Source organism: Afipia sp. MLSD5-FHT05B12 (genome assembly GCF_058793355.1).
Genome location: NZ_JBXAFS010000048.1, coordinates 1 through 1325 on the forward strand (window position 1 = coordinate 1; position 1325 = coordinate 1325).

Below are 1325 nucleotides of genomic sequence, written 5' to 3' on the forward strand. Positions count from 1 at the left end.
GCAGCATCTATTAAGCCAAGACCAAATGAAAAGGATCTGCGATGCCGCTGCTTCACATCTCGCTGCGCGCCGGAAAGCCGGAAGCCTACCGGCAGGCGATCTTCGACAGCCTTTACCGCGCGATGCGCGAAACCTTCAACGTGCCCGAAGACGACCAATTCATGACCATCACGGAGCATGACTCTGCAAACTTCCGCTACGGTTCATCCTATCTTGGCATCACCCGGAGCGACGATCTCGTGTTTATCCAGATCAGCGCGATGAACACCCGCACCGTGGAGCAGAAGAAAGCGCTGTTCCGGCGGATTGCGGAGCTGCTCGGCGAGAGTCCCGGCATCCGGCCGGAAGACGTATTCGTGAACCTTATCGAGGGCACCAAAGAGAACTGGTCCCTCGGCCACGGCCTCGCGCAATACGCTTGAGTTGCGTGATGCTCACAACGCAGTACGCCTTTGGTTGATGATAAGGGGGCTCGTTCGAAGCGTGCAGAACACGGCTCCCATTGGGACCGCGGGCGAACACCGAAGGACCGCCTCATCCCGGCAGCAGAAAGCTGGTTTTAACCGGTAAACTTCCGTAGATGGCCAGACAGATTGCCCGCCAGAGCGAGCAGTCTGCTTGCGAGCAGAATAATGTTGTCAAGCAGCTCACGTCGCGTCGTAAATGCTGCGCCATCGATCCACCCCCGTTTCTCCAAAGCGCCGAAAAGATGCGGGCGAGTAAACGCCCGCATCTTTCCTGTTATTTCCCGGCTGCTGTGGTCGTAGCGATTGCCTTTTGCAGGTCTTCGCGCTCCTCGCATCCTCCAGGGCACAAGCGGCTGAGGATAACCAGCTGCTCCTTGGCTTTATCGATGTTGCCCGTTTCAACGTAGAGCTCGCCCAGATACTCACGGGCAGCCTTGTGGTCGGCATCAAATTCAAGCGCTTTGGTGTAGTAAGTCAGCGCAGTCTTGAAGTCGCCGCTCTTGCGCAAACTGTATCCGAGAAGATTGTAGACATCGGCGTGCTGATTGGTGTCGGCGATCTTCTTCAACTCAACGATCGCGCCGGAGTAATCCATGGCTTTGATTTTGGCGCGCGGTGAAGCCAGATCGGGAGCGTCGCTCGACGACATATTATCGACCGCGTGAGCTGGGATCGGCAGAACAGCCGAAGCAAAAGCGAGACCGGCAACCAGCGTTAGGCTCGTCAGGGCAGAGTGCAGTGTCTTTTTCATAGTGTGTTCTCCATACTTGATCAGGATCGTGCTACCGGCGCGAAGGTATAGGCATCACCATCCTTGGCGAACACGCCGGCGCCAGGGAACGGGAAGTGCGCACCGCA

At 57.1% G+C, this 1325-nt stretch carries 2 protein-coding genes; one reads left to right on the plus strand and one right to left on the minus strand.

Annotated features, from left to right (window positions below; all coding sequences use genetic code 11):
* Nucleotides 1–41: 41 nt before the first annotated feature.
* Nucleotides 42–422, plus strand: a complete 381-nt coding sequence (locus AC1Q6J_RS23145) for a tautomerase family protein (RefSeq protein ID WP_492281481.1) — start codon at nucleotides 42–44, stop codon at nucleotides 420–422.
* A 319-nt stretch (nucleotides 423–741) separates the two neighbouring features.
* On the opposite strand, the gene AC1Q6J_RS23150 is transcribed toward AC1Q6J_RS23145, so the two are convergent.
* Nucleotides 742–1218: a tetratricopeptide repeat protein gene (locus AC1Q6J_RS23150; RefSeq protein WP_492281482.1), complete on the minus strand. Its 477-nt coding sequence runs from the start codon at nucleotides 1216–1218 to the stop codon at nucleotides 742–744.
* Nucleotides 1219–1325: the final 107 nt, after the last annotated feature.

What these genes read in the sequence shown, in the direction of transcription:
- AC1Q6J_RS23145 (WP_492281481.1), top strand. Translation starts at nt 42, where the DNA reads ATGCCGCTGCTTCACATCTCGCTGCGCGCCGGAAAGCCGGAAGCCTAC.
- AC1Q6J_RS23150 (WP_492281482.1), bottom strand. Translation starts at nt 1,218, where the DNA reads ATGAAAAAGACACTGCACTCTGCCCTGACGAGCCTAACGCTGGTTGCC.